Below are 26,748 nucleotides of genomic sequence, written 5' to 3'. Positions count from 1 at the left end.
CAAATAAGCGCTAATCGCGAATTCTGTATTGAAATGAAGGAGAACACCATGACAAAAACTCAAAAAGTCACCTTAAGTATTTTACTCTCAAATCTATTCATCGCCTTTTTAGGCATTGGTCTAGTCATTCCAGTTTTACCGACCTTAATGAACGAACTAGGCATTACCGGCGAGGTAGTCGGCTATATGGTCGCAGCATTTGCTATTACACAACTACTTGTGTCACCAATTGCTGGACGCATGGTAGACCGATTCGGCCGAAAAATAATGATTGTCATAGGTCTATTTATATTCGGGGTATCTGAATTTTTATTTGGTTTAGGTCGATCAGTTGAAATATTATTCATATCACGTATGCTTGGTGGTGTGAGTGCTGCCTTTATTATGCCAGCAGTTACAGCATTTATTGCGGACATCACAACGATGGATCAACGCCCAAAAGCACTTGGCTTTATGAGTGCAGCCATTAGTACTGGCTTTATCGTCGGACCGGGGATTGGCGGCTTTTTAGCGGAAATAGGTACTCGTGTACCGTTCTTCGTAGCCGGTATACTTGGTGCATTTGCAGGTATCCTATCACTTATATTACTAAAAGAGCCAACACGTGCTGAAGATGATACAGATACAGCTCCCTCTATACTCGGAAGCTTTACACGCATTTTCAGTCCTCTATATTTCATAGCATTTATATTGATCTTTGTATTATCATTTGGCCTTGCCGCATTTGAATCACTGTTTAGCCTATTTGTCGATCATAAATTCGGCTTCACCCCAGCGGATATTGCAATTATTATTACGGGTAGTGGTATTGTCGGTGCAATCGCACAGCTTGTACTGTTTAACTGGCTCACACAAAAAATGGGTGAAATTCAGCTTATTCGTTATTCATTGGCATTGTCAGCTATTCTAACATTTGCGATGACAATTGTCGGTAGTTATTGGTCAATTTTATTTGTTACATTCTTCCTTTTCGTAGGTTTCGATTTAATCCGACCGGCGATCACTTCCTATTTATCAAAAATCGCAGGAAATGAACAAGGCTTCGTTGGAGGCATGAACTCAATGTTTACAAGTCTCGGGAATGTATTTGGACCGATTATCGGCGGTATTTTATTCGATGTAAACTTAAATTATCCATATTATTTTGCAACTATTGTATTAGTAGTAGGCGTTGGACTCGCTCTATTTTGGAAAAAACCAAAACATATTGGTGTATAAACATAAACAAATACGCGTAAGCGTTCGTTTACATCCGACAGTTGCTTGCGAGCCCTTGAGGATGTAGTTCTTTAACCTAGGCCACAACTATGCCCTAGGTTATCAACAGGTTAAAAATTCATAGTTTCTTTAACAATCAAAAAACCGTTTACGACTAGTGTCATAAACGGTTTTTTCTTATTCTTGAACTGCCGCTTCTTCTTTTTCGAAGTGTATGCCAGTAATATGAACATTTACTTCTGCTGTTTCAAGTGCAGTCATATCTAAAATCGCTTGGCGAATTTGTGATTGTACGTCTTTTGCAACTTTTGGGATGGCAAATCCGTATTTTACTGAACAAAAGACATCAATTGAAATTTCACCAGTTTCTGTGACACCTGATTTAATGCCTTTATTGTGCACTTTTTTACCGAAACGTTCTACAACACCAGTTGCAATGTTTCCACGTGTTGCAGAGATTCCTTCTACTTCACTTACCGCAATACCTGCTACAATTTCAATGACTTCCGCAGCTACTTCAATTTTCCCTAATTCTTCTTTACCAGATGGCGCTGGTTGTACAAATGATTGTCCTACTTTCTCTGCCATGCAAATCATCCTTTCCCATACACATTACAAGCTTCAATTGCTGTTATTACGCTTATTATACTATAAAAAGGTTCAGTTGGCGTGATAAAGCCACTATATTTTAACTCATAGCGTTTGTAGGGCATTTTGATAATTGTTATTCAATAGAACTAAAAACGTACAATAAACGCCTAACACCAGCCCTAACATTCGTCGAATTGTCTTTGTAATCACACTTGATTTAGCCGTTCTAGCCTTCGCATGATAAAATAACGTCGACTTGCGATTTAAAATTGTTTAAACTCCCCTACTATACATACCCGAACAAAATCCCGTTTTCGGACATGATTTTCGCAAAAACATTTAATTATTCCCCTCTGGTTTCTGAGAGATTATTGCTATTCTACTAACGGTGCAGGCTTGTCCATGTTTAATAATAGCTTGAGTAGTTTTTAATCCAATCTAATATTTCTTAAAAGCATATTCTATAAGAAATAGCGGGGTGAAATTATGTCTAAAAAAAAGAAAATTACTAGAATAACACCTAACGGTCACTGTCCTCCGGTTAAATACACAGCGCTTAATAGTTGTTGTCCTTCAATCCCTACATCTTCATGTCTTTGTGACTGTTGTGTTTCTCCACTTCAGTCCGTCTTACAACAACTTGTTGGGCAAACTGTAATTCTTGGTACTATTGCAGACGCACCTAATGTACCTCCTCTCCTTTTTTTATTCACTATTGTTGAGGTGAATGATTTTTTAGTTACTGTTACAAATGGAACTACAACCTACGTAGTAAATATTTCTGATGTAACAGGGGTAGGCTTTTTCCCACCAGGACCTACTATCAATTTGTTGCCGCCTGTTGATTCTGGGTGTGAATGCAATTGTCGCGAACGGCCAATTAGACAATTGCTGAATACACTTATTGGTTCAACAGTTAATCTTTTGGCCAGTAACGGGTCTACTGCAGTGGATTTTAACGTGGAACAAACAGGTCTTGGTATTGTGTTAGGTACACTACCAATAAGTCCTAATCAACCAATCTTTAGATTTGCAATTTCAACTTGCAAGATTGTAGCTGTAGGGCAGACTAATTGAATAAAGAAAGATGTTAAAAACAAATATTTAGTGAGTCAGTAGTTATCAATAATTAGTAGGTTTATTATTGAACTAACAAGTACTTTAGTTGATTAGAATAAGAAAAACTAGGTGTTGGCGCACCTAGTTTTCATCAACCATTGTTGGCGCAATGATCCTTCATATTCGTTTGCTAAAGCCAGTTGGCGCTGACTCTAGCGCATATTTGGCGAATCGACTCGTTGGCGCGAGTGAGTTCGCTTATAGTTTTTCCTAATATACCGCCCGGTGATTAAGTAACCGATTATAAATGTATTTATTCTCTTTAATTGTCTGCTTCCTAATATTCGCTAAGCGCATCTGTTCTTTAACAATTAAGAACACCGAACGCACACTGATACGATTATTCGTTGAATTTGTTGCATTAACGTCAATCATAATTCGCAGTTTAGCTTGTCCTAAAGTCTCGTCGCTATTTTCTTGTGACCGCTTAATCAATTCAATCGGCGGTGGATGTTCTAAATCGCCCCCCCGTACATTGACCTTTTCTAACCACGCAAAAACCCCCTAACAATTATTAGTTAGAGGGTAAAACATTTACGATATTCCGCTTTGTTTTATGCTTAATTCTATTCCACCGTCGAATAAATATCCGTAATTTGAAGTCGCAACCTTCACGCTCAATGAACGTTTAGAATAGCGCTAATTCAAACTACGTCTACTTCTTCACAGCTAATACGTCGTTTTCTTCTAAGAATTTCGTATTGAATTTCGCAGATTTGAATACGTCGTTGTTCATTAGTGCTTCGTGGAAAGGAATTGTCGTATGGATACCAGGTCCAGACACTTCAAACTCACTTAGCGCACGATTCATTTTCGCAATTGCTTCTTCACGCGTATCTGCATGAACAATTAGTTTTGCTACCATTGAATCATAGTACGGAGGGATTGTATAACCAGCGTAAACAGCAGAATCAATACGCACTCCGTAACCACCTGGTGTAATGTAAGTGTCTACAGTACCAGCAGATGGCATGAAGTTTTTATATGCGTTTTCAGCGTTAATACGGCATTCAATTGCCCAACCATTTAATTTAATATCATCTTGTGTGAAAGGAAGTTTCTCACCTGATGCGATTTTTAATTGTTGTTGCACAAGATCGACACCAGAAATCATTTCTGTTACTGGATGTTCTACTTGGATACGAGTGTTCATTTCCATGAAGTAGAACTTGTCCTCTTGATAGTCATAGATGAACTCAATTGTACCAGCACCTTCATAGTTACATGCTTGTGCTGCTTTCACAGCAGCTGCACCCATTTCAGCACGGCGTTCAGCAGATAGTGCAGGAGATGGAGCCTCCTCAACTAACTTCTGCATACGACGTTGAACTGTACAGTCACGTTCGCCTAAGTGTACAACGTTACCATGACCATCCGCTAAAACTTGGATTTCACAGTGACGGAAGTACTCGATGAATTTTTCTAAATATACGCCTGGGTTACCGAATGCTGCAGCAGCCTCTTTTTGCGTAATTTCGATCCCTTTAATTAGGTCTTCTTCTGTACGCGCTACACGAATCCCTTTACCGCCACCACCAGCAGTTGCTTTGATGATTACTGGGTAACCGATTTTTGCAGCCCATTCGCGGCCAGTTTCGATATCTGGTACGATACCAGTACCTGGAACTAGAGGAACATCCGCCGCTTCCATTGTTGTACGCGCAACGTCTTTAATCCCCATGATTTTAATAGAATCAGATGAAGGACCTATAAACTTAATGCCCGCATTTTCACACGCCTCAGCGAAGTCTGCATTTTCAGATACGAAACCGTAACCAGGGTGGATCCCGTCTGCACCTGTTTTTTGCGCTACGCTAAGTAATGCTGGGAAACTTAGGTAAGAATCTTTCGATAGTTTAGGACCGATGCAATATGCTTCGTCTGCTAATTTCACATGTAATGCTTCTGCGTCTGCTTCAGAGTATACGGCAACAGATTTGATGCCTAGTTCTTTACAAGCACGAACGATACGAACAGCGATTTCGCCGCGATTTGCTATTAATACTTTTTTCATGGTAGTGTGCACTCCTTACTCAGCTTTTACAAGGAATAATGGTTGACCGTATTCTACTAATTCGCCGTCTTTTACAAGAACTTCAACGATTTCGCCTTTAACTTCTGCTTCGATTTCATTGAAAAGCTTCATAGCTTCTACGATACATACGATTGTTTCATCGCCAACTTTGTCGCCAACTTGAACGTAAGCTGGTGATTCTGGATTTGAAGCTGCATAGAAAGTACCAACCATTGGTGATACAATTTTATGTAACGATGGGTCGTTGTTTACTGGTGCTGCTGGTGCAGCTACTGCTGGTTCTTCAGCCTTTGCTGGCGCTGCTACAGGTGCCGCTTGTTGTACAACAGGTGCTGCTACCTCTTTTTTAGGTGCTACTGCTTCAGTCACAACTACACCATTCTTTTTCAATTTAACTTTTGCCCCTTCTACTTCGTATACGAACTCGTCGATTGAAGAAGAATCTACCAATTTAATAATTTCACGAATTTCTTGAATTTTGAACATTTCTAACTCTCCTTATTAAATAAAATCTACTACAGGTACTATTCTATATTTTTTTTTGATAATTTGAAATAGTTAAATGAAAATTAAGTAAATATAAACAAAATAAAAGGCTTTCTTATACTAAACGAAAGCCTTTTCATTATACTGATATATAACAATAACAGTTTAATAACCTGAATATTCTATTTTTTCACTATCTTTTAATAACTATTAGCCTTGAATTCTACTTTCACGTCTTTCGTACCTTCCATTTCTGTTTTTACCAAATAAACAATTTCATCAGCCTTGGCAGTTGACTGCTCTTCTGCCATTACAGTTACAGTTACTTTTGCTCCCTCAGCTCGTACAAATGCATCTGGATAGCCTAATGATTTCACCAACATTTCTAACGTTGCTTCAACTGATTCTTGTTTAATAAGGCTATCGATTTCATTATATGCTTCACTTTTTTCTTCAGCTGTGAATTCTTCAGAACCAATTTTTTGAGTTAATTGTTCACGTCGCTGACTTCTTTCGTCACTAACTTGCATGCGCAATTCTTCAAATAGATGACTTGGTGATGAAACCTCCTGCGTCACACTTTGTTTTGCACCATCTTGATCTGTTACACCCATAATCGATGTTTCTTGTAAAGTATCGTCACTAAATATTGTTAGACCATTAAATTGTTTTGCTGGATCAACTAAATAGTATACAGAAATAACAGCTACTAGACTTAATAATGTCATAAACCAAACCGTTCTTCTACGCACGCGCATCCATCTTCCCCCTTATTTTTCCATTGGAACAATAATAATCCTATGCATTGGCAATTGCATCACTTGACTGACGACAGCACGAATTTCATTTTTCACGAAAATATCATCAGCACCCTCTGAGACGATAAGCATGCCAGTAACATCTTTCTTCGCGCCTTGGTCAGTACTTCTAAAATATTGACTAAACAAGTTATTTTCCTCTATGTCAGAAGTCATCTGTCCATAGTAAAAATAAATCTTAATCTCCCCAACACCTTGCATCGCTTTTAGCGTTTGTTCAAGCTTTTCCTCATCCGTATAGGCAACTTTCTTGTCAGTTGAATTCGTTTGAGTAGTTGGAAGCATGATGAAAAATCCTACGGAGGCGACAATCAACATTAAGACCATTAATGGTAGTGTTTTTTTGCGTGTCTTTTCCACATCACTTGTACATTGCCTCCTTTCATCCACTCTTTTTCAAGTGTATGTACGCTTGTTTCTTCCTATGAATTGATAAATGGAATCTTTAATAACAGTTGCAAAAAAATTAACGTAATCACCAGTTTTGTGAGAGAGATGACTTGCTTGTCATCCGTTAAAAATACGAAGATCTGACAAATAAAGAGCAACGCGAATAAAAGTATCAAGTTATCTCCCTCCAACCATTACCTGTGCGAAAACGATAAGGAAAAAACAAGTGAACATAAACGAAAAAGCAATCAAAAATGACACTGCACATAATGTAAACAGAGACTTGCTGACAAGATCCAGTAGTTTACAAATATCATCAAAAGCTATTGGCTCTAAAATTGCTGCCAATAATTTTAATGAATACGCAGTAACCACTAACTGTACAGTCGGTATAAAAGCAACCGTTACTACTGCAATAAACGCGCTGATACTTGTAAGGGAGGTCGAAAATTGCGACATATGCTGAAACATCGAAAAGCTATCGACGATAAATGAACCCACAACAGGAATATTTTCTTCGATTAATTTTTTTACAGGCTCTGCAACAGCTCGATTGACACTAAATGTTGCTACACCGCTTGCAGACATTAAAATGATGTAACAAATAACAGATGCCGACACGATACTTAAAATCGTAAAGCGAATGAACTCGGCAATTCTCGTAAATGAAATATCTTTTACAATGACGCTACTCACATCAAAAACAACTGCCAATAAAACCCCTGGGATCAGCCACTTACTGCTTATTATCGTTAATACTTGTACAAAAAAGAGCAAAAAAGGTTGCCACGATGCTATGGCCATGATGCTACTCGAAAGTAAAAAGGTGGACGTAAGAATTGGATAGAAGGCCATGAATATATGTGAAAGTCCTTGTGCAATTTCATCAATTAGTCGAAATGAGTCGACAACTACCGGTCCGACAGTCGCTAATACAATAAGAAAAAATAATAGCCTTGTCCCTTTTTCAAACTCTGGTACGATTATATTAACAATAAGAATAATCACGACATAGCCACATAAAATCAGTGTCATCTTGAGCAAAAGAAAAAACGGATCTGTTAAAAACGATAGTATTTGCGCCTGCAATGGCTTCGCTCCTTAGTTTAGCCTTTGTAAAATAGACGACACCTCCTGCAATACTTCTATAAATTCCTTTAACCAATACAACATTATGACGACTTTCACCGCATCTAAAACAATACCACCGAGCACTTTGTAGCTATGCTCAACTAGCAAGAGTGATACCCACTGCCCCACATAGAAAAGACTAGCACTCACTAAAATTGCTTTTGCATACGGTAAAAATGCCAACATTTCATGTAACTGCTTGACAAATGGCATCAGTAACATAGTAAACAATAGACTAAATAAGAAGAACGTAAACATTACACTAATTAACGCATGGAGTGGCTGTATAACTTCTTTTATAAGCAATAATAAAAGCAGCATGACAACAGCTACGAGGACAATTTGCATCTACACTACCCTGATGAGGTCAACCATTGGAAAAAGGTTAATATTTCATGGAAAAACAGTCGTAAAAAGCGCAGTAGTTCTGCTGTCATATACAAGTAAGCAATAAAAAATAGAAAGAATGAAAACTCTTTTTTTCCTGTTTGATCAAAGAAAACATGAAGAAGCGCAACAACTAGTCCCACTCCCGCGACTCTCAATACGTCTTGTAATTCCATCCATACGCCCCCTCGTGTACAGCAATATATGAAGTTGCGCACAAAAAAAGACCTCTATACAAACGTATAGAGATCAATTCTTTATAGAAATTTTGCTACAATTTCCTTCACAGTACCTGGTTTAGCTAAATAACTATTCTCTCCCATCCAAAGAGATAAATATTCCTTATTCCCTTGCTTCATGCTCTCTTTACGAATAGTAGTCGTTAAATGATTTTGTAGTGGATAAGGTGCTACCACCTCATCCTTCATCCGCTCTGTAAAATCATTGATAAGTCCCCGTGCCGGCTTACCTGTAAAAGCACGTGTAATCGTCGTTTGCTGTGGTTTTGAATTCAGCACTTCTGCTTTGTAGGTTGCATTAATTTCACATTCTTCTGCCACTAAGAAAGCTGTACCAATTTGTACTGCTTGGGCCCCACTCGCTAGTGCCTCTGTCACATCATCTTTACTGATAATTCCCCCTGCTGAAATTACTGGGATGGCTATTTCACCCACCACTTGACGAAGTAGCTCATTACGTGTGAGAAGTGTCATCGGCTCCGTAAATGAGCCGCGATGCCCCCCAGCCTCACTACCTTGTAACACGACCGCATCCAGTCCTGCCGCTTCTACAAGTTTGGCTTCTTCTAAAGTAGTCGCCGTACCGATTAGATACGTATTTTTTTCTTTAAGACGTTGTATTGTGTTTGCAGTGGGAATACCGAATGTAAAAGAACAAATTGCTACTTCCTCATTAATTACAGCTTGGACCTGTTCTTCAAATAAATCCTTCGACATTACACTTTGCACAGGTGAAAGCCCAAGCTCTTCATAAAAGGGTTGTAGAGCCATACGTGCCTTTTGCAATACATCGATATCGATACGTGGCTCTTCAAGTACAAATAAATTCACCGCAAACGGTTTTGCGCTAAGCTTCTTAACCTCTTGAATAAACGCTTGTGTTTGCTTTCCGTCTAAATAACCTGCCCCGATAGCACCTAGAATGCCTGCCTCTGCACAAGCTGCCACAAACTTTGGTGTCGTGACACCAGCCATTGGTGCCTGAATAATTGGATATTGCATTTCAAATGTATGTAACATATCTCTCACCTCTTGATTTAATTGTATACATTCCTTCTATTTCTGACCATCTATCGGAGGATACAATCTTATCTTCTACTCTACTAAAATATAGACTATTTCCTACCCTAATGTCACAATTTTAAGAAAGTAAACAATCCTATGTATAAAACAACATAAAAACCTACCCTTTTTTCTAAAGGACAGGTTTTTATGATTAAAACATATTTATATTACGCACGAGATACGTAAGAAGAATCCGTTGTGTTGATAATTAAGATATCGCCTTGGTTAACGAAGAATGGTACTTGAACTGTAAGACCTGTTTGAAGTGTTGCAGGTTTTGTACCACCTGAAGCTGTATCACCTTTAATACCTGGTTCAGTTTCTGTTACTTCTAGCTCAACAGTGTTTGGTAACTCTACACCTAGCATTTCACCTTGGTAAGATTGAATGTGTACTTCCATGTTCTCTTTAAGGAATTTCAGCTCATACTCGATTGCAGAAGAAGCTAATTCTGTTTGATCATAAGATTCCATATCCATGAATACATGCTCGTCACCTTGTGCATATAAATATTGCATTTTGCGGTTATCGATTTGTGCTTTTTCTACTTTCTCACCAGCACGGAAAGTTTTCTCTTGTACGTTACCATTACGTAAGTTACGTAATTTTGAACGTACGAATGCAGCACCCTTACCTGGTTTTACGTGTTGGAAATCCATTACACGGTATAATTGGCCATCCACAATAATTGTTAGACCTGTACGAAAATCGTTTACTGAAATCATTTGTTTTCCTCCATTGATTATAAAATAATAAGTTCCTTAGTTGAATGTGTTAGACGTTCATTTCCTGTTTCTGTGATTAGTATATCGTCTTCGATACGAACACCACCGATACCTGGTAAATAAACTCCTGGCTCAATTGTGACAGTCATACCCGGCTCAAGGACCGTTTCCGAACGCATTGATAGACCAGGACCTTCATGTACTTCAAGGCCAATCCCATGTCCTAATGAATGACCAAACGCCTCACCATAACCTCTTGCTTTTAAGTAATTACGTGCAATTGCATCCGCCTCGATCCCTTTTAAACCAGGACCAACTTTTTCAACTGCTAAAAGCTGAGAAGCGAGTACAGCATTGTACATATCCACTAATTTTTCAGAAGGTTCACCGACTGCTACTGTACGTGTGATATCTGAAATATATCCATTATACAGTGCACCATAGTCAAGTGTGACAAAATCACCTTTTTCGATGATTTTGTTCGTCGCCACACCATGTGGGTATGCAGATCGAAGACCAGATGCTACAATCGTATCAAATGAAGACTGTGTTGCCCCTTGTTTACGCATGAAAAATTCTAATTCATTCGAAACTTCAAGCTCAGTTTTTCCTGGCTTAATGTAGTTTAAAATATGTGTAAATGCGTGGTCAGCAATTTCACACGCAACCTTAATAATATTAATCTCTTGCTCCGTCTTAATCAAGCGAATTTTTTCAATAAGCCCAGAAATCGGTATTAAATCTGCCTGAATCACGCTTTTGTATAGTTCAAACGTGCCATAGCTTACAGTATCTTTCTCAAACCCCAATGATTTGATACCCATTTCTTTTACTTGCTTCGCGATTTCTTCAATTATTGTTGCTTCATGCTTCACAATGCGAAAGTCTTTGATTTGTGCAGCTGCTTGTTCTGTATAACGAAAGTCTGTAATAAAAACTGCATCATTTTGAGAAACAATGGCTATGCCTGAAGTCCCCGTAAAATTTGTCATATACCTGCGATTATATTCATTCGAAATTAAAATACCATCGATGTTTTGATGTTGCAGTTCTGTACGTAGCTTTTGCAATTTTAGCAAATCAATTCCCCCTCTCGATGAAAGTGCGTAGTGCTAGCTCATATCCTTTCGTACCTAGCCCGCAAATCTGTCCGAGACACGCGGGTGCAAGATATGAATGATGACGGAATGCTTCACGCTTGTGAATATTAGAGATGTGTACCTCAATGACTGGTACCGTTACCCCCGCAATCGCATCATGTAAAGCAATACTTGTATGGGTATATGCACCTGGGTTAAAAATGATACCATCATATTGTTCATCTTCTGCCTCGTGTATCCAGTCCACTAAAACACCTTCATGATTGGATTGACGAAATTCTACTGTAGCACCTAGTGTTTGTGCGAGGTTTTGTACATTATTTTTCACATCATCTAACGATTCATAGCCGTATATTGTAGGCTCTCTTTTACCAAGTCTATTTAAGTTCGGTCCATTTAAACATAATAACTTCAAGCGCATTCGCCTCTTTCTATGTAATTGCACTTAATTTTATCATATCGAATGTCCACGGCAACTAATTTCCTTTTTCGGCTGTATGCTCTTTCATATGGAAATTCGCTGTTTCCAGTAAAAATCGTAATAAACAAACCACAACGACAATAAATGGGATCGATAATTTTTTAAAGGAATCCAGCTGTAAAGGCAAATCAAGTGCAACCCACTCAATTATTAAAGTGAACAGTAAACCTAATAATAAGGATGAAAAAACTGCAGGAATGATATGGACGTATTGCAAAATAACATATAAAAGAAATGCAAACAAAAATAAAAGAAGCGTTAACGTGCTCCATTGAAACAACTTTGAACTTCCCTCAAAAAGTTCCCATTTTTTATAAAAACCAATCGGATTCCATTTAATTAAATGAAAATAGTGTAGCCCCTTTAAACAAATAGCTAAAGTAATCGCACTTACAATTGCTGTAATACTGGCAACTTTCAATTTTTTCTCCCCCTATTTGGAATTACTTAGGCATTTTACTAAAACATATTGTACTTTCATCCGTATCGCGTAACGGACAAAATAATACAACTAGTGTTGCCACTTAAAAATTTTGCTATGCAATCCTCTAGAGGTTTTTCGCTAAATTTAGTACAATAATACAGGAATATATTAATTAGCCTCCGGCGCTGCTACAAATTTTACAAACATAATCGTGGAAACACGATTCAAAATTTAGGCAGACATGTTACTGGACTAAAATGTACTGTGACGCCAAGGCAAATTTGAAATAATTATAGAGAGTGGTGTCAGCCTTGAGCAATTCACCTGTATATGGGGGACAAGCACAATTAGAAGGTGTTATGTTCGGAGGAAAGGAACATACGATTACAGCCATTCGCCGTAACGATGATTCCATCGATTATTATCATTATAAAAAAGTTCAAAAACCTATCCTGCAAAAGCTAAAGAAAATTCCTTTTGTTCGTGGCGTTGTAGCACTTATCGAATCTGCAGGTATCGGATCGCGACATATGCAGTTTTCAGGGGATCGCTATGATGTAACTCCTGGTGAGGAAGAAGAACATGTAGAGGAAGGCTCTAAGCTTCAGATGATATTAGGAGTTGCACTTGTTGGTGTACTGTCCTTTTTATTTGGTAAGTTTGCCTTTACGCTAATACCGGTCTTTTTAGCAGAGTTATTTTCAAAATGGGTAACTGGTAAAGCCGGACAGATTTTACTAGAAAGCGGCTTTAAGCTTATTTTATTATTGACGTACTTATATTTGATCTCGTTAACACCAATTATTAAACGTGTATTCCAATATCACGGCGCAGAACATAAAGTCATTAATTGCTATGAATCCGGTGCGGAAATTACAGTAAAAAATGTACAAGCCCAATCTCGTTTACATTATCGTTGTGGTAGTAGTTTCATATTATTTACTGTAATTGTTGGAATGTTCGTGTATTTCTTAGTACCAACTGATCCATTATGGTTACGCATCGTGAACCGTATTTTATTAATCCCTGTCGTACTTGGAATTTCGTTTGAAGTACTACAAGCAACAAATGCTTGCCGTAACATCCCTGTATTACGTTTCCTTGGCTACCCGGGTTTATGGCTACAATTGTTAACGACACGCGAACCAAATGACGCGCAAGTCGAAGTTGCGATCACTTCTTTCAATAAGTTACGCGAAGTCGAAAAAAACCCAGAAATTGCTTTAGAATTAAATCACGATTAATTAAAACTGCTCGCAAACGCTGGAAGGCGCTGAAAAAGTCCATAAAATGAATTTAGCCATGGTGGAAACAAATAATCGTTTCCACCATGGCTTTTTCTTCGATCATCATGCATAATTGTGGTTTCTTGCGAAGTTTTTCTCAAAAAAGAAAAAACCATTCCTTACTCCTCTTCCCAGTCATTAATCTTCTGCTTTCTCTAAATAACGCTCTGCGTTTTTTGCAATCCTCCCAAGTAATTCAAAGGCTTGTTCTTGCTCTTCCTCTGTCAGATCACTTGTTAAAATCGCTTTCCATTGTTCTAAAATAGTTCTCAACTGCTTTTCAAATTGGCGTGCCTTCTCTGTCAGAAAGAGCTTTTTCGCACGCTTGTCCATCACATCTACTTCTCGTCTCACATAATCTTCAGCTTCCAACTTAGCAACGGCTCGTGCAGTTGTCCCTTTGTCCATTTTAAGAATAGACGCTACTTCATCCTGAGAAATACCCTCACGGTAAAATAATACGAGTAAAAATTGATATTGCCCTGCACTTAGCTGATAAGGCTTTAGTTGCTCATTCATATAAATATTTCCATACCGATATAACATCGAGTTTAATTGCCCGATTGACTCTGGTAATTGGTTTGACATACTTTTAACTCCTTTCAAAATAAGATTAAGTTATTTTAGTTGCACTTGCAACTAATTGCATTTATTGTATTAGTATCAACCAAATTAGTTGCATGTGCAACTAGAAAGAAGGATTTATTATGCAACCAACAATTCAATTAGAGCCGAAAAAACGGACTATCATGCTGATTCTCTTAGTTCTTGGCTCCTTCACTTCTCTACTCAATCAAACATTACTGAATGTTGCTATCCCAAAATTCAGTAATATTTTCAATATTGAGCTCAGCACTGCTCAGTGGTTAGTAACAGGATTCCTTCTAATAAACGGGATTGTCATTCCAATGAGTGCCTACTTAATTGGTAAATTCACAACGCGACAATTATTTATTGGCGCACTAATAATCTTTGCGACAGGTACTTTTATTAGTGCCTTTGCTACAAATTTCTATATGCTACTCACTGGACGCTTAATCCAAGCTGTAGCTGGAGGCGTAATGATGCCTTTGGTGCACATTGTCATATTTAGTCTATTCCCACCCAATGAGCGAGGTAAGGCAATGGGGATGATTGGTATTGCAATGACCTTTGCGCCTGCACTCGGACCAACATTATCTGGTTGGCTCCTACAGCATTACTCATGGCGTGCATTATTTTACGTCGTTTTACCATTTACATTACTAAATATCGTATTATGTTATTTCTTTTTAAAAAATGTAACAGAGACGACTTCGCCCCGCTTCGATATTTTCGGTGTTCTAACATCTACTATTGGCTTCGGTTCACTACTATATGGTTTTTCTATGGCCGGAACACAAGGGTTTGGCTCTATCACTATTCAAATCATTATCGGTGTCGGGGCATTATTTATTGCACTATTCATCTGGCGTCAATTTACTACTGAACAACCTATGCTCAATCTTCGTGTATTTACTCATAAACAGTATTTATTCGCCACAATCATCGGTGCGTTCATTGCATTAGCCATGTATAGTGTGGAGCTATTAACACCTGTACTCCTTCAACAAATAATGCAAAAGTCTACACTTCAAACGGGGCTTTTACTATTACCTGGTGCCATTATTATGGGGATCATGTCTCCAATAGCGGGATCTATACTCGATAAACAAGGTATACGACCGCTTGTTTTAGTCGGTTTGACGGTTGTCTTCATGACTTCTTTAGGCTACACACGCATTACGTTAGACACGAACGCAATAGTCATCTCTATTATCTATACATTATTTTTATTCGGTGTATCCATTATGATGATGACAATGACTACCTATAGTGTGAACCAGTTGTCAACTGAACTTAGCAGACACGGCGCCGCAGTGACAAATACGACGCGTATGCTCGCTGGTTCAATTGGAACAGCGCTATTAACGACTATTTTATCAACGGTAAGTGCACGCTCTTACGAAAAATTACAGCATCTACCTGATGCAAACATCCAAGCGCAACTATCAGGCATTCATGCAGCATTTGCTGTCATTATGGTAGGTAGTATCATCATGCTATTCCTAGCAGTAAAACTAAAAAGAAGTATGACTCATACTTAATAATAAACAGTTTGTCTAGGTCGATTTTTTTGGCAAAGGCAGGCTGTTTTTTTGAATATTTCCCTCACAAACCGTCTACACTTTAAGTATCCCCCACACCAAAAAGTGTCTATCCGTCAAATTTGACGAGATAGATGTTGGTTTTGAATAAAGTTTGATCAAAAGTTTGATCAAAAGTTTGCCGCAAACGTTGATTTTATAACAGAAGAAACCCATTCGTTTTGAAAAAAGATTGATCAAAAGGAATGGGTTTCTATTTAATATGTAATTAGTTTTTATAAAAAAGATTGATTAAAACTAATTAAAAAATGTATTAAATCCGTGTTTACCACCAGCATAAGTACCCCCTGGTTCCTTAGTTATAACAACTTCATATGTTTGATTTGTTAATTAGTCGTACAGTAAATTCAATTGTGTAGTTTTCACCGCACCATCAATACCAGCTTATGGTTACTTTTAAAAATGTAAATCACTATACACCTTTGATACATCAACATTCAAGGTGCTTTTTTAGTTTCCATTTTATTATATTGTGCTAATTCCATTTTTAATAATGTTTTGTCTAATAAAACACTAATTATGTAATCACTATAATAATTAGTTTCTACTATTATATATATTGTAATTTATAATATTCCACACATGTTATAATATAGTAATTATATTTATTTCTTAAAAAGGAGTGTAAATAAATGGCATATAAAGCGTTTTTAGTAGCAGCAAATTTAAATATTGATCCAGGTTTCTCTTCTTTACCGAATACATTAAATGATGTTAGAGAAATCAAAACATTACTAACTGAAGCACCTTCAAATTTTGAAGACGAAAACGTTCAAGAATACACTGGGAACATTGTAAAAAATCGCCTTATTAATTTTGCTTTACAAGATTTTTTCGAATCTGCTGTAGCAGATGATGTTTTATTTCTTTTCTGGGCTGGACATGGTCATCTATATCAAGAAGAAGGTTTTTTAGTACCTTATGACGGTTTAACAAATGATACTGCTAACACTATGATTAGAATGAGTGATGTGAATACTTGGATTGAAAATTGTAGTGCTAAAACAGTCATAACTTTACTCGATACTTGCCATAGTGGAGCTATTGTTAGAGGACGAGAGGTACTTAGAGGATTAGAAATAACAGGTTCTGGTAAAATAATTATTGCAGCGTGTCAACCTTCTCAGTATGCTTATGACCGAAAAGGACATGGTGCTTTTACTGATTATCTAATTCAAGGGTTATCTGGTTCTGCAGCGAATGCAGATGGAATAATTGATATTTACAACCTTTACTCATTCATTACAAATAAACTATCTATTGAGTTTTCAGGGCAACAAATTCCTGTTCTACACTCTTCAACATTATCAGGAGTTCCAGTTGAAATAAAACGTATAACTTCACGAGTTAAGGAAGACATACTATCCTCTCAAACTGAAGAAATTAATAGTTCACAGAATAGCTTTTGGTTAGGGTCAATTAGTTATGAATATGATAACTTCATTGAATTAAGTTCTAATATTTATAAAATGACTATTTTAAATCCACCTAATTCTATAGAACGTAAACTTAGAGAATTAAATCAACAAAAAAATATTATCCCATTTTCTTTCAGAAATCAAGCATACCTAGTTAAAGTAAAAAATAGCAATATAATTGTAGAAAATAGCATGGAAAAAATTGAAGTAGATTTAGAAATTGTAAATGGTACTCATAGCTCTGCATTATCAGGAATGGCTGTAGGAATTGGTATGGGTAAATCTGTTTCAGATGATGAAATAGCTAAGATGAGAGCTGAGCGAATTTTATTAAATATTCCTTCTTCTTCAAATACAAGTGACATGACAAATATTCTTTTAGAAACCATGATTATTAATCCTACAAACAGTAGTCTAAAGGAGGTTATTCCTAATTTAATTTCTACTTTACAAGATGAAAATTATTCTCCTACTCGAATAAGGACTATAGCCATAGGTTATCTAATTCTCACTGGCACTGTAGAATATATAGAACAACTTAAATTCCATTTAAGTAACGGAAAAATTACTAGCATTCACTTTATAGGTATTCGAAAACAGTACTATACTAATGTTCCTCCTTATCAAATTGAGATAAAAGGCGATATCTGATTAATTTAAAAGGAGCTGAGAAAATGACAACATTATCAACTGCATGGATAGATGGAAAAATAAACGATATTGACGATTTGTTAATTCAAAATAAATCAACAAAATTTCTGTTTATATTAGATACCAATTTTGCAATAATAGATCGATATTACATTACAGATATTCAACAATTTAAAAAACATTATAAATCTCAAGAAAAAGAGTTCTTAAAAACTATAGAGGTTATCAAACACACAAAAGGTAATGTCGTATATGCATTTGCATGTGAAGAAGCAGCAAGATCTAAAATAACTGGAAATATTGATATCGACAAATATAAATTATATGGTATATTGCATTGCAAAGATCTTCAATTTCAAAGCAGCTAATCACCATATTTCTAAAAACGAGGAAATATCTGAAGATATAAGATTTACCATACTATTAAAAAATGGCTTATTTAAAAAGCAAACGGTTATTACATATACAACATTATTAAAAGCATTTACTTATAAGTACTTTGATGAAAGAGATAATAAAATCAAAATCAAAGAAATGTTCAATTATTTGGATGATAAGATAAATGCTTATTCGCCTACTAGTATCTCTTTTGTAATTCATTATTTAGGAATCGAGCCTTCTCAGTTAACAGCTTAACAACTCATTGATAGAAATCGGCGGCTATATCGTTACTCCTGGCCTCCGGAATCCGCGTTGGAGAATTAGCCAGACTTGAAATGAAAGACATTAATTTTACAAATCAGACAATCAAGATTGTCTGAAAAGGGAATAAAAAGGATACATTTTATGTAATGGACTTTGCTTTTCATTATCTAAAGCAATTTATTGATGTTCGTAATAACCGTTATCCTAATGCGGTTATTTGCCCTTTCCTATTCACCAGTTTTCGTAGACCTTCAAAAGCAATAAGTATACGAGCAATTCAATACTTTGTATGTAAGTATACGGAAGCTTATTTTGATAATGGCGTTTACCCTCATAAGCTCCGCCACTCTTTCGCCGTTGACTTTGTTAAAAACGGCGGAGACATTACGATTTTAAGGGATCTCTTGGGACATTCTAGCATAGAAACCACTTCCCTATATGTTAACATGGCGAATTCAGATAAAATCGACGCACTGAAAGCCTTGAATGATAAACGTATGGAGGGTTTAGTTACATCGCATACAATAAAGGACTGTAATTAACCACCGAAAGTGATGTCTGCATAATTATACTTCCCCCCAAACCAAAAGGACTATGTATAAAAAACCAGGATATATAATCAAGTTTTTATGAAATACTTGAATATTTCCTGCTTAATTAAAAAGGCTATCACCAAAAGTCAGTTATCACTGACTTTTGGGATAGCCCCATTTTCAAATAATAATTATTTTATTGGCTTCTAGAAAGAAATTGCTGCTTCATTCTTTCTATCCCATTTATTACTACCTATAAATCCTATACTAAAAGTTCCCCAACCTACTGTAACACTATCTATTAGTGTACCGCTATAAGTGTGAGTGTAAGTAGTATTAAAATTCACAGATTTATTAACTGGTGTTCCATTATAGAATTTGAAAAAGAACCATGATTGTCCTATGTGTCCTCTATATGTGGCACCGTTAGAACTATCGTTGAATTCCAGGTGATAACCCGCACTACTAGTTTCTGGGTTAAGACCTATATTATAATATTTATTCCCCTTCTGATCCCATGTATTTACATAAAAATCAAAAATAGACAGTGTCTCTTGAGTATTAGTAATACCAATTCCATCATTTCCCGAGTTGTTAATATCAGAATTTGATGTCCATCTCCAATTCGTTTCACCGACATAAAGCTTAGAATCATTATCAAAATATACTTTCGGCTTGTCTACTGTCACTTGATCTTTACTAGAAAATGGTTGCACTAAAGAATCCTGTGAATCAGGATCAATCTCTACTAAGCCTGCAATTTCCAATGAATTATTTTCATAATAATTCAATTTCTCATTCAATTCATTGAGGTGAGTCAGTTTATATGGACTGATTCCCCCAAGATTTCTCTGTTGTGACATTTCAATTTCAAGAGAACTAATTTCTGCTCTAATATTCATTAATTCATCAAAATAACTACCAATTACTTTACTACGCTCTGATAATTTATTTTGGTGTTCGAGTGGTAATTCCGTTAAATCAACCTTCCCCGCTGGAACATCTAACTTATCAAATGTAACTGTCTCATTAGCGAATGCTTGTGTTGGAAGTAAAATAGATAACCCTAGTATACCTGCCAATATTTTCTTTTTCATAATTTCCTACCTCCTAAGTAAAAACACTTTTTAAAAATCTCTTTAGATACAGAAAAACCATTTACTGATATGTTTTAAAAGATGAATTTTTGGCTCTCCATCCTGATTCTTTAGAAGAAAATGTTCCAAAGAAAGAATTAATTCCGACGCCTGGATTATTTAGAGTAGTTTTTTCATATGTGTGAACATACTCACTGTTGAAATTAACTGTCTTGCCATTAGGAATTCCATTATAGTATTTGAAAAACATGAATGAGGTTCCACTATGAGCAGTATAATTACGACCAATTGCTTTATCTTCAAAAGTCAGCATGTATCCGTAAGTGCTACTTTCTGGCTCAGTAAACGCAGGCTTGTAGGAATTTCCGTAATAGTCATAAGTTGATATTCCGTATGAGAATACAGATACTGGCTCCTGATTAACCCTAATTCCAAATGCATCGTAGTAACTGTTATTATTATCGGGATTAATTGTATTCCACTTCCATCCACTTGATAATACATAGCTATTTGTATCAGCATCATAATATATTGTTGGTGGAGAAACATCAGCTTGATTATTATTAGAGAATGGTTGTATTTGTGGTTCTTGTGTTCCGATTTTTTCTAAACCTGCCATTTCTAAAGAATTATTCTCGAAATACTCTAATTGATCATTAAGGGCATCCAAGTTCGAAAACATATTGGCTGTTACGTAACCTTGTTCTCTCTGATTTTTAATTTCACTTTCTTTAAAATTAATTTCCGCTCTTAACTTCCCAATTTCTTCAAAGTACTTATCAACTTCTTTAGTACGCTTAGCAAGTGTTTCCTGATATTCAAGTGGTAACTCTGTTATATCTACATTTCCTACAGGTAAGTTAAAGTTATCTAAATTGGAATCTTCTTTAGCAAGGGCCGGACTAGGCAGCATAATTGCTAATACAAATGCACTTGACAATAATTTTTTTATCATCAAACCACTCCTTAGTGTTATTTTAAATATTGTTTCTTTTGAATATACACATCTGCAATTAAAATAGATCATCTGATATCAAACAATACATGTATCATTTTGTAGATTCTTTACTAAGTGCCTGGTAATTCTATTTCTTTCACTCGAGTTAATATAATACTACCTTTCCAATCACTTACATTTCAACCGACAATACCCCTGTCGTTGACCGACAATACCCCTGTCGTTGACCGACAATACCCCTGTCGTTGACCGACAATACCCCTGTCGTTGACCGACAATACCCCTGTCGGAAAATAACCGCAAGTTACATTGATATAGCTATTAATAGGCATTTCAAACAAGTCATTTCGTAAGGACATGATATATCGCTGTTCCAATTTTTTGTCGTTAATTTTCATACAAAAAAGAGTTGAACCTATAAAAATAAGTCAACTCTTTTTTGTATTGCTATATACGAGATTTAAACAAACATACCCTTAGTTTATTTTTCTTTTCCATATATAAGACTACCTTCACCGTCAAAACCATTAATAAAGACTGGTAGTAATTCGTCCGAACTACTAAAAACACTATAAAAAATCCTGATTCCATTATAATTGATATTATTCGGTATCATATGTGAAGGACTTTGAATAATTATTTGTTCTACATCATTTGTTGCGATACCTAAAATATAGTTAGAAGTTTCATGTGACGTTGCACGCCACTCTATTTTATCTCCAGAAAGCTGTAATGAATCTAAAGCAAAAGACCTAATTGAATTCTTAAAATTCATTTTATTATCTAAAAATGCAAAAACAATACTATCATTGGAACGAACAATTGCGACACCATTCATCGTATCAATTAATATTAATTCCTCACAAATAAATTTCTCATCAAAAAAATCCGTGAATTTCTTACAGTATCTTTCATCAATCGAAGATGATGAACTAAAAAAATATAGAGAAATCGAAATTAAAAATCCCAAAGTAAACAAAACAAGTAAATATGATTTTTTTTTCATAAATTAACCATCCCCAATTTATAAGTATTATTTCTTCTTACACAAGATTTGTTAACATCACCTATATTTTTATTATATGTTAAATATTATTAAGTTTTACAGTTTTATTTAGAAGTAGATTCATAATACATCTAGAATCTTAACGAATACATACGATTTCCTTCTCTTGAATTTTATGATTTACCTACGGTAGAACAACTATCATTACAGTTATAATATTCATAATTTCTTATTCACTTTTATCATCTTTAATATTTCGAATACTATAACAAAAGATAATTAACTTCACGTATATCGAACAATTTTTGTTTCAAATACGTGAGTCTATTTCGTGAAAAATCAACGTTCACAGCCTACGAATTGCCCCTTTCTAAGAAGATAAAACATCTTTCTATTTTTAACAATGCAATAAATAATATAAATATGCTAATCAATACCTATAATACTTCTTTGATACTGAATAATTGTTAAACATTCTATCACCCCCTATAATTATTACTAGGAGGATTTTATATAAAAAAATATTTTTTGAGTTTTTTTGCTTTCATATTGGTACTAGCAATGACTTTGCCAATTCAGAATGCAAGTGCCAGTCAAGTATTTACCGACGTACCACCAAGCCATAGTAATTTCAAGGACATTTTGTATTTACTGGAGCACGGTGTCATTGTTGCCAAAGCCGTGAAACTAGATGGAGCGCCCCGTACTACAAAATTTAAAGATGTCCCTAAGTCAAATCCAAACAGTGGATACATACAATCAGCAGTTGAGGCTGGTATTATCAATGGATATAACGATGATACATTCAAATGGGCAAACAAGGTTACGTGAGGACATATGGCTGCCTTCATCGCCCGAGCGTTTGATTTACCTACAGGAACAAAAACATTTAGTGATGTAAAAAAAGGACACATAGCCTATGAAGCAGTTAGCCAATTAGCTGCAGCTAATATTACAACAGGCTACCCCGATGGTACATTTAAGCCAAACAACAATTTATATTAGTCATTCTATTCAAAAAACGGGCCATTTAATTGAATAACATAATGAGGAATATTTGGTTAACTATGTTAAAATTAAGGAGAGATTGTGAAGAAAAGTACTTAAACTAACACAGAGCAGGTTAGTTTAAGTGGGCTTGTTAAAATAAACTAAAACAAGAATTGAAAGTGGTATATTATTTGTCTTATTTAATTTCTTTCGTCTCATATCAATCTTTTACAAAAACATTATTTTTATAAAAATAATAAAATATATAACATTTACAAAAATAATTGGAGGAAGTAATGAAACAATTTATAAAGCTGGTTATTTTTATCTATATAATGTTTATGTTAGGGAAATCTGGATTAAAATGGACTTTAAAGCCTGGTGAAAGATTGTATGATACGAGCGTTAAAATGAAATCAAAAGGTACGTACTACTTACGTTTATCTGACCTCACGAGACTATCTAGTAGTTTTTTTCATTATCTAAACTAACTGTAGAAACATTAAATCCTTGATATAGAGTAAATGCTAGTTTTGGGCTTATTCGTATTTTTGACTCTTGGAATGAGGTTAAAATAGCAGTTGGAAATAAAGGTGCTGGTGTCGGGCTTGGAGAAAAATATGATAAGGAATTTTTAATTGATATTGTAAAGAAACATGGAACGCATTTTTCAACACCGACATGGGACGAATACGCTCTAGAAAATGATCTACCTTCTTTGCTAACTATCGTAAAGCATGTTCCTAAAGAGATATTGCTTCAGTACACGAATTACACGTTTAGGCGGCTTCTAATTAAAAGATTTAATTGAATTCCAAATAGTAAAAAACTGAGAATCCCTTTATTGAAAAGTTTCAAATTAAATACTAACTACTATTTCCAATAATTAAAATGTTATTGTCGATAGGTTGATCACAGCCTATAATTGAGTATTTTTCATCAATGTTCGTTTGAACTTTTTTTAGTGAGTCACAATTTGTTTGAATAAGACTTTTTTCCTCATAATTATTGCTTCGAGTATCAATGTTTAAATATATTATTTCTTTCTGGTATTCAAGGTAATAAAACACCAGATTACCTTCATGTGTATATCTGACCAATCTTATACTATCTGTTTTGTTTAACATTATTATAAAACGTTTCAAATCGCTCTTTATTCTTAATTTCACTTTGCTTGTCAACTATATCTTCTAACAGCTGAGGGTAAGGAAATATATCAGGGTCCATATTAATATCATGTGATTGACTTGTAGCATCACATCCATAAATTATTAAAACAAAGAATAATACATATAATTTTTTCATGACAATACACCCCTTTTACATTTAATCGAGTTTTACTCGAAATAATGAAGTACTGCTGCCAATAATTGTTGAACTACCAACTTTAGAGACTCCTATAATACATAAAGTTGGTAATCGCGGCACGAGCATTGGCCCTTCCCAAAACTTAGCGCCGTTTTTCTAATTTACGGCTCACCAAATGAGGGTATGCCAATTCCCCAATCCTGATGATATAATTTAGTTGTCCCTTTTACCGAAGCTTTGCATTAACTCCCACTGGGGAAATACCCTGTAATCATTTTCTTTATCTTCTTCTTTCCAAAAAACGCCCCTAGTTTTCCATTATATATCCAGTTGATGTATCGTGAACTAATTAGCTATCGCAAATTTGAAGTGGGAGCTTCTAAGGTTCTTCCGAACTGTTTAAGAAGTTTAATTGCTAGGCAATCCTTATTCTTACAGGTGTGTCCACTTCACCTCTACCGTTGATTTTATATAAATACTCTACCTCTACCATTTCAGAAAACCGTTTGTTCGCTTACGTATCCTTAATGCTTTTATCATTCACAATCAGCATATACAGCTTATCTACAATGCTCTGCTCTTCTGATACCCCTCTTCCACTTCTTCTTTGCCGTACATGATAACAATCCATTTAAAATTTAACTATTCTTTCATTAGTACCACTTGGAATCTTATGCGTCATGTTGACTACCTCAAAAAGCAGGAAACATATTTTACCCACACAACACTTCCTATTATGGTAAAATATAACTTAAAAACAACGAAAGATTTATGGTTAGTTAAGAATGTAGTGGTGGAGAAACAAAACTTGGTTATATTCCTGGGAACAATTTGGAGGTTATTGAACAATGAAAAAGAATAACGTTTACAAAGTAATAATTGCATTTTTAACATCTATTATAGTGATCGGTATCATAGTTATATGGTATCTCATATCTACCGATAGTTTTCCTACAAAGATCAAGCAAGAAAGTTTGAGCTCGAAAGGTGAAATTGCTAAGTTAGTAGAATCCGAAGAGGTAAAAGCGGTTGAGGTGATCCACGAGCCTGCTACTGATAAATTTTGTCTGTCACCTGAAAACGCAATCACTTTAGACGAAATGTATGCGAATTACCTAGAGTTTAAACGTGTGGCACTTAATGAAGGTGGATCACTAAATTTCGATAATGCAATCAACGCTTATAACGGCATCACTAAGAACTTAGGTACATCGGTCCTTATGACCCGCTCAACAGCTTACGACAAAGAAGTATACAAAGTGGTGAACGAATGGGCTGAGGACGCTTCTAACGTCTCAGAAGACATGCTAGGTTTCATTCAAGGTACGCTGGAGGTGAATGACTTTAATTTAAATATTTTCAGAGCTTCGTTTGATGATCTTGATAACTTCTACGGAAATAAACAGAAATGGGAGAATTGCCAATGACTATGTATGACGTGAAGGAATAACTTCATGGGAGGTCGTAGAATTAGTCTCCGCCTCCTGTGAAGCGGTAGGGTATCGTAGCACAAAGGTAGTAATTATAGCTCTTATTAGTAAGGCTCTTGGGCATAGTGATTTAGCTGTTACAATTGGTCGAATCGAGTAGGAGGGAGTGATTAACTCCCGACCCCTCACACCACCGTACGTACGGTTCCGTATACGGCGGTTCAACTAAGATACATAACGCAAATTTTCATAACGAACTTGCAGACTTTTCAGCCCTTGGCTTTCCCAATAGGTATTGCCGAGGGTTCTGTCTAGTATTGGGCTTTTGGATATTCTCCAGTAACTTTTACGTGAGTTGCCCCATTCGTAAGCCTTTCCTTTCGAGGCGCCTAACCCTATGAGTTTCCTCACCTTGGTTCTTGGTAGCTTCCAATCCTTCCACGTACACATTCGAAGTCTTCTTCTGATCCACGAATCGAAGTTCCTGAAAACACTTGGCGTATCTGCCAATACGAAGTAACCGCACCACCCTATCAGGTATTGATTGAGTTCCTGGATTCGATAATCCATCGAAAAAGGTTTCTTCCTAGAGGTTATCTCTCGGATTTTGTTCTTCATCCGTTTCACGCTTTCTTTGGCGATGCGAACCTTTGGTTCTATACCATTAGTGAAACTGAATCCAAGAAACTTCCTTTTCCAAGGACGGTCTACTGCTGACTTATTCAGATTAACTTTCAACTTAAGTTTCCCTTCAATAAACCAAGTAACAGAGTTCATGACCCGATTGCCTGATTTCTTTGTTTTCACATAGATATTGCAGTCATCGGCGTATCTTACAAATTTATGACCTCTTTCCTCCAATTCCTTGTCCAGTTCATCAAGTACGATGTTGGAAAGCAGTGGACTTAGGGGACCTCCTTGCGGAGTACCTTCTTTATTAGTTGTCACGATACCATTTATCATGATGCCCGATTTCAAGTATTTACGGATTAACTTAAGCAGACGCTTATCTTCGATTCGTTTCGCAAGTA

At 35.9% G+C, this 26,748-nt stretch carries 29 protein-coding genes and 2 pseudogenes; 10 read left to right on the top strand and 21 right to left on the bottom strand.

Annotated features, from left to right (window positions below):
- Window positions 1–48: 48 nt before the first annotated feature.
- The gene (locus ACIQZG_RS09845; RefSeq protein ID WP_402755006.1) at window positions 49–1,218 is read left to right on the top strand and encodes an MFS transporter; all 1,170 of its coding nucleotides are present in this window, start codon (window positions 49–51) and stop codon (window positions 1,216–1,218) included.
- Between the two features lie 177 nt (window positions 1,219–1,395).
- Here ACIQZG_RS09845 and ACIQZG_RS09840 read toward each other — a convergent pair whose 3' ends face one another.
- Window positions 1,396–1,806: an Asp23/Gls24 family envelope stress response protein gene (locus ACIQZG_RS09840; RefSeq protein ID WP_402755005.1), complete on the bottom strand. Its 411-nt coding sequence runs from the start codon at window positions 1,804–1,806 to the stop codon at window positions 1,396–1,398.
- 585 nt (window positions 1,807–2,391) lie between these two features.
- Here ACIQZG_RS09840 and ACIQZG_RS09835 point away from each other — a divergent pair.
- Window positions 2,392–2,886, top strand: a pseudogene (locus ACIQZG_RS09835) (bclA protein); the annotation flags it as partial.
- A gap of 252 nt (window positions 2,887–3,138) precedes the next feature.
- Here ACIQZG_RS09835 and ACIQZG_RS09830 read toward each other — a convergent pair.
- The 13 genes from ACIQZG_RS09830 to ACIQZG_RS09770 form a co-directional block, all read right to left on the bottom strand.
- A complete protein-coding gene (locus tag ACIQZG_RS09830; protein ID WP_402755004.1) occupies window positions 3,139–3,363 on the bottom strand; it encodes a hypothetical protein in 225 nt (74 codons plus the stop codon).
- 220 nt (window positions 3,364–3,583) lie between these two features.
- Window positions 3,584–4,942, bottom strand: coding sequence for an acetyl-CoA carboxylase biotin carboxylase subunit (gene accC, locus ACIQZG_RS09825; protein ID WP_402755003.1), 1,359 nt, complete (start codon window positions 4,940–4,942; stop codon window positions 3,584–3,586).
- A 15-nt stretch (window positions 4,943–4,957) separates the two neighbouring features.
- Complete coding sequence (gene accB / locus ACIQZG_RS09820; protein WP_402755002.1) at window positions 4,958–5,449, bottom strand: acetyl-CoA carboxylase biotin carboxyl carrier protein; 492 nt, start codon at window positions 5,447–5,449, stop codon at window positions 4,958–4,960.
- Window positions 5,450–5,649: 200 nt separating this feature from the next.
- The gene (locus ACIQZG_RS09815; protein ID WP_402755001.1) at window positions 5,650–6,207 is read right to left on the bottom strand and encodes a SpoIIIAH-like family protein; all 558 of its coding nucleotides are present in this window, start codon (window positions 6,205–6,207) and stop codon (window positions 5,650–5,652) included.
- Window positions 6,208–6,219: 12 nt separating this feature from the next.
- Window positions 6,220–6,657, bottom strand: coding sequence for a hypothetical protein (locus ACIQZG_RS09810; protein ID WP_402755000.1), 438 nt, complete (start codon window positions 6,655–6,657; stop codon window positions 6,220–6,222).
- 177 nt (window positions 6,658–6,834) lie between these two features.
- A complete protein-coding gene (locus ACIQZG_RS09805; RefSeq protein WP_402754999.1) occupies window positions 6,835–7,746 on the bottom strand; it encodes a stage III sporulation protein AE in 912 nt (303 codons plus the stop codon).
- 12 nt (window positions 7,747–7,758) lie between these two features.
- Window positions 7,759–8,136: a hypothetical protein gene (locus tag ACIQZG_RS09800; protein WP_402754998.1), complete on the bottom strand. Its 378-nt coding sequence runs from the start codon at window positions 8,134–8,136 to the stop codon at window positions 7,759–7,761.
- Between the two features lie 5 nt (window positions 8,137–8,141).
- Window positions 8,142–8,351 (bottom strand): hypothetical protein, encoded by a 210-nt coding sequence (locus ACIQZG_RS09795; protein WP_004231117.1) that lies wholly within the window; start codon window positions 8,349–8,351, stop codon window positions 8,142–8,144.
- An 81-nt stretch (window positions 8,352–8,432) separates the two neighbouring features.
- Entirely contained in the window at window positions 8,433–9,434 is a 1,002-nt protein-coding gene (locus ACIQZG_RS09790) for an NAD(P)H-dependent flavin oxidoreductase (protein ID WP_402754997.1), read from the bottom strand.
- Window positions 9,435–9,646: 212 nt separating this feature from the next.
- Complete coding sequence (efp, locus tag ACIQZG_RS09785) at window positions 9,647–10,204, bottom strand: elongation factor P (protein WP_402754996.1); 558 nt, start codon at window positions 10,202–10,204, stop codon at window positions 9,647–9,649.
- Between the two features lie 17 nt (window positions 10,205–10,221).
- Complete coding sequence (locus ACIQZG_RS09780) at window positions 10,222–11,283, bottom strand: M24 family metallopeptidase (RefSeq protein WP_402754995.1); 1,062 nt, start codon at window positions 11,281–11,283, stop codon at window positions 10,222–10,224.
- Between the two features lies 1 nt (window position 11,284).
- Window positions 11,285–11,719 carry a type II 3-dehydroquinate dehydratase gene (gene aroQ, locus ACIQZG_RS09775; RefSeq protein ID WP_402754994.1) on the bottom strand — a complete coding sequence of 145 codons (435 nt, stop codon included), beginning with the start codon at window positions 11,717–11,719 and terminating at the stop codon, window positions 11,285–11,287.
- Between the two features lie 61 nt (window positions 11,720–11,780).
- On the bottom strand, window positions 11,781–12,206 hold the full coding sequence (locus ACIQZG_RS09770; protein WP_402754993.1) for a hypothetical protein: 426 nt from the start codon (window positions 12,204–12,206) through the stop codon (window positions 11,781–11,783).
- Between the two features lie 314 nt (window positions 12,207–12,520).
- Between ACIQZG_RS09770 and ACIQZG_RS09765 the strand changes: the two genes are divergently transcribed.
- Window positions 12,521–13,453, top strand: coding sequence for a DUF1385 domain-containing protein (locus tag ACIQZG_RS09765; protein WP_402754992.1), 933 nt, complete (start codon window positions 12,521–12,523; stop codon window positions 13,451–13,453).
- A 180-nt stretch (window positions 13,454–13,633) separates the two neighbouring features.
- On the opposite strand, the gene ACIQZG_RS09760 is transcribed toward ACIQZG_RS09765, so the two are convergent.
- A complete protein-coding gene (locus tag ACIQZG_RS09760) occupies window positions 13,634–14,083 on the bottom strand; it encodes a MarR family winged helix-turn-helix transcriptional regulator (protein WP_402754991.1) in 450 nt (149 codons plus the stop codon).
- Window positions 14,084–14,202: 119 nt separating this feature from the next.
- Between ACIQZG_RS09760 and ACIQZG_RS09755 the strand changes: the two genes are divergently transcribed.
- The 4 genes and pseudogenes from ACIQZG_RS09755 (at window position 14,203) to ACIQZG_RS09740 (ending at window position 18,937) form a co-directional block, all read left to right on the top strand.
- Window positions 14,203–15,621, top strand: a complete 1,419-nt coding sequence (locus tag ACIQZG_RS09755; protein WP_402754990.1) for a DHA2 family efflux MFS transporter permease subunit — start codon at window positions 14,203–14,205, stop codon at window positions 15,619–15,621.
- 692 nt (window positions 15,622–16,313) lie between these two features.
- Window positions 16,314–17,750, top strand: a complete 1,437-nt coding sequence (locus ACIQZG_RS09750; protein WP_402754989.1) for a caspase family protein — start codon at window positions 16,314–16,316, stop codon at window positions 17,748–17,750.
- A 23-nt stretch (window positions 17,751–17,773) separates the two neighbouring features.
- On the top strand, window positions 17,774–18,118 hold the full coding sequence (locus tag ACIQZG_RS09745; RefSeq protein WP_402754988.1) for a hypothetical protein: 345 nt from the start codon (window positions 17,774–17,776) through the stop codon (window positions 18,116–18,118).
- Between the two features lie 294 nt (window positions 18,119–18,412).
- Window positions 18,413–18,937: pseudogene (locus ACIQZG_RS09740) on the top strand (tyrosine-type recombinase/integrase).
- Between the two features lie 197 nt (window positions 18,938–19,134).
- On the opposite strand, the gene ACIQZG_RS09735 reads toward ACIQZG_RS09740, so the two are convergent.
- From ACIQZG_RS09735 to ACIQZG_RS09725, 3 genes are all read right to left on the bottom strand, one after another.
- Window positions 19,135–20,025 carry a hypothetical protein gene (locus ACIQZG_RS09735; RefSeq protein ID WP_402754987.1) on the bottom strand — a complete coding sequence of 297 codons (891 nt, stop codon included), beginning with the start codon at window positions 20,023–20,025 and terminating at the stop codon, window positions 19,135–19,137.
- Between the two features lie 61 nt (window positions 20,026–20,086).
- Window positions 20,087–20,980 carry a hypothetical protein gene (locus ACIQZG_RS09730; RefSeq protein ID WP_402754986.1) on the bottom strand — a complete coding sequence of 298 codons (894 nt, stop codon included), beginning with the start codon at window positions 20,978–20,980 and terminating at the stop codon, window positions 20,087–20,089.
- 484 nt (window positions 20,981–21,464) lie between these two features.
- A complete protein-coding gene (locus ACIQZG_RS09725; RefSeq protein WP_402754985.1) occupies window positions 21,465–21,989 on the bottom strand; it encodes a hypothetical protein in 525 nt (174 codons plus the stop codon).
- A 561-nt stretch (window positions 21,990–22,550) separates the two neighbouring features.
- On the opposite strand from ACIQZG_RS09725, the gene ACIQZG_RS09720 reads away from it, so the two are divergent.
- Entirely contained in the window at window positions 22,551–22,820 is a 270-nt protein-coding gene (locus ACIQZG_RS09720) for an S-layer homology domain-containing protein (RefSeq protein WP_402754984.1), read from the top strand.
- A 6-nt stretch (window positions 22,821–22,826) separates the two neighbouring features.
- Window positions 22,827–22,994, top strand: a complete 168-nt coding sequence (locus tag ACIQZG_RS09715) for an S-layer homology domain-containing protein (protein WP_402754983.1) — start codon at window positions 22,827–22,829, stop codon at window positions 22,992–22,994.
- An 851-nt stretch (window positions 22,995–23,845) separates the two neighbouring features.
- Here ACIQZG_RS09715 and ACIQZG_RS09710 read toward each other — a convergent pair.
- Both ACIQZG_RS09710 and ACIQZG_RS09705 read right to left on the bottom strand, forming a co-directional pair.
- Window positions 23,846–24,106, bottom strand: a complete 261-nt coding sequence (locus ACIQZG_RS09710; RefSeq protein WP_402754982.1) for a DUF4362 domain-containing protein — start codon at window positions 24,104–24,106, stop codon at window positions 23,846–23,848.
- Window positions 24,087–24,284 carry a hypothetical protein gene (locus ACIQZG_RS09705; protein WP_402754981.1) on the bottom strand — a complete coding sequence of 66 codons (198 nt, stop codon included), beginning with the start codon at window positions 24,282–24,284 and terminating at the stop codon, window positions 24,087–24,089. The genes ACIQZG_RS09710 and ACIQZG_RS09705 overlap by 20 nt, the downstream gene beginning before the upstream one ends.
- An 851-nt stretch (window positions 24,285–25,135) precedes the next feature.
- On the opposite strand from ACIQZG_RS09705, the gene ACIQZG_RS09700 reads away from it, so the two are divergent.
- The gene (locus ACIQZG_RS09700) at window positions 25,136–25,714 is read left to right on the top strand and encodes a hypothetical protein (RefSeq protein ID WP_402754980.1); all 579 of its coding nucleotides are present in this window, start codon (window positions 25,136–25,138) and stop codon (window positions 25,712–25,714) included.
- A 228-nt stretch (window positions 25,715–25,942) separates the two neighbouring features.
- On the opposite strand, the gene ACIQZG_RS09695 is transcribed toward ACIQZG_RS09700, so the two are convergent.
- Window positions 25,943–26,748 (bottom strand): group II intron maturase-specific domain-containing protein (locus ACIQZG_RS09695; RefSeq protein ID WP_402754979.1); only part of this gene is annotated, 806 nt, incomplete at its 5' end.

This window comes from Lysinibacillus sp. NPDC096418 (genome assembly GCF_044762775.1).
Lineage (GTDB): Bacteria > Bacillota > Bacilli > Bacillales_A > Planococcaceae > Lysinibacillus.
Note: the sequence above shows the minus strand (reverse complement) of the source record. Positions and strands in the feature narration are given on the sequence as shown.

What these genes read in the sequence shown, in the direction of transcription:
- ACIQZG_RS09730 (WP_402754986.1), bottom strand. Translation starts at nt 20,980, where the DNA reads ATGATAAAAAAATTATTGTCAAGTGCATTTGTATTAGCAATTATGCTG.
- ACIQZG_RS09720 (WP_402754984.1), top strand. Translation starts at nt 22,551, where the DNA reads ATGACTTTGCCAATTCAGAATGCAAGTGCCAGTCAAGTATTTACCGAC.
- ACIQZG_RS09815 (WP_402755001.1), bottom strand. Translation starts at nt 6,207, where the DNA reads ATGCGCGTGCGTAGAAGAACGGTTTGGTTTATGACATTATTAAGTCTA.
- ACIQZG_RS09745 (WP_402754988.1), top strand. Translation starts at nt 17,774, where the DNA reads ATGACAACATTATCAACTGCATGGATAGATGGAAAAATAAACGATATT.
- efp (WP_402754996.1), bottom strand. Translation starts at nt 10,204, where the DNA reads ATGATTTCAGTAAACGATTTTCGTACAGGTCTAACAATTATTGTGGAT.
- ACIQZG_RS09800 (WP_402754998.1), bottom strand. Translation starts at nt 8,136, where the DNA reads ATGCAAATTGTCCTCGTAGCTGTTGTCATGCTGCTTTTATTATTGCTT.
- ACIQZG_RS09750 (WP_402754989.1), top strand. Translation starts at nt 16,314, where the DNA reads ATGGCATATAAAGCGTTTTTAGTAGCAGCAAATTTAAATATTGATCCA.
- ACIQZG_RS09715 (WP_402754983.1), top strand. Translation starts at nt 22,827, where the DNA reads ATGGCTGCCTTCATCGCCCGAGCGTTTGATTTACCTACAGGAACAAAA.
- ACIQZG_RS09840 (WP_402755005.1), bottom strand. Translation starts at nt 1,806, where the DNA reads ATGGCAGAGAAAGTAGGACAATCATTTGTACAACCAGCGCCATCTGGT.
- ACIQZG_RS09755 (WP_402754990.1), top strand. Translation starts at nt 14,203, where the DNA reads ATGCAACCAACAATTCAATTAGAGCCGAAAAAACGGACTATCATGCTG.
- ACIQZG_RS09760 (WP_402754991.1), bottom strand. Translation starts at nt 14,083, where the DNA reads ATGTCAAACCAATTACCAGAGTCAATCGGGCAATTAAACTCGATGTTA.
- ACIQZG_RS09705 (WP_402754981.1), bottom strand. Translation starts at nt 24,284, where the DNA reads ATGAAAAAATTATATGTATTATTCTTTGTTTTAATAATTTATGGATGT.
- accB (WP_402755002.1), bottom strand. Translation starts at nt 5,449, where the DNA reads ATGTTCAAAATTCAAGAAATTCGTGAAATTATTAAATTGGTAGATTCT.
- ACIQZG_RS09700 (WP_402754980.1), top strand. Translation starts at nt 25,136, where the DNA reads ATGAAAAAGAATAACGTTTACAAAGTAATAATTGCATTTTTAACATCT.
- accC (WP_402755003.1), bottom strand. Translation starts at nt 4,942, where the DNA reads ATGAAAAAAGTATTAATAGCAAATCGCGGCGAAATCGCTGTTCGTATC.
- ACIQZG_RS09845 (WP_402755006.1), top strand. Translation starts at nt 49, where the DNA reads ATGACAAAAACTCAAAAAGTCACCTTAAGTATTTTACTCTCAAATCTA.
- ACIQZG_RS09795 (WP_004231117.1), bottom strand. Translation starts at nt 8,351, where the DNA reads ATGGAATTACAAGACGTATTGAGAGTCGCGGGAGTGGGACTAGTTGTT.
- ACIQZG_RS09725 (WP_402754985.1), bottom strand. Translation starts at nt 21,989, where the DNA reads ATGAAAAAAAAATCATATTTACTTGTTTTGTTTACTTTGGGATTTTTA.
- ACIQZG_RS09790 (WP_402754997.1), bottom strand. Translation starts at nt 9,434, where the DNA reads ATGTTACATACATTTGAAATGCAATATCCAATTATTCAGGCACCAATG.
- ACIQZG_RS09735 (WP_402754987.1), bottom strand. Translation starts at nt 20,025, where the DNA reads ATGAAAAAGAAAATATTGGCAGGTATACTAGGGTTATCTATTTTACTT.
- ACIQZG_RS09710 (WP_402754982.1), bottom strand. Translation starts at nt 24,106, where the DNA reads ATGTTAAACAAAACAGATAGTATAAGATTGGTCAGATATACACATGAA.